The organism is Bacillus sp. L75 (genome assembly GCF_003676355.1).
Classification (GTDB): Bacteria; Bacillota; Bacilli; order Bacillales; family Bacillaceae; genus Bacillus; species Bacillus velezensis.
This window is the reverse complement of the sequence record NZ_ML064984.1, coordinates 1-251: the sequence shown is the minus strand read 5'-3', so window position 1 is coordinate 251 and position 251 is coordinate 1. Positions and strand designations below refer to the sequence as shown.

Annotated in this window: 1 protein-coding gene; it reads right to left on the bottom strand. The window is 34.7% G+C overall.

What is annotated here, in order from left to right; genetic code table 11:
- Positions 1–61: 61 nt before the first annotated feature.
- The coding region (locus D5S11_RS20140) for a hypothetical protein (RefSeq protein WP_206504747.1) at positions 62–251 on the bottom strand (190 nt) is incomplete at its 5' end.

Below are 251 nucleotides of genomic sequence, written 5' to 3'. Positions count from 1 at the left end.
TTTTGTTATTTCTACCTCATACCCACTAGCCTCAATAAAAGCTCTTAGTAGTTTATCTGTGTTATTCATTATCTTCGCCTTTATATATTTTCATTAGGTTTGCCGCCTGCTGATTTATAGACCAATAAAAGTGTGAGTTACTGCTTCTTGGGTCCGTTCCTTTTTTTATATCCATTAGTATTGACGCAATCAGTTCGCTATCAAACACAGATAATATTAACTCATCATCATCAAGCAGCATTTTGATCACC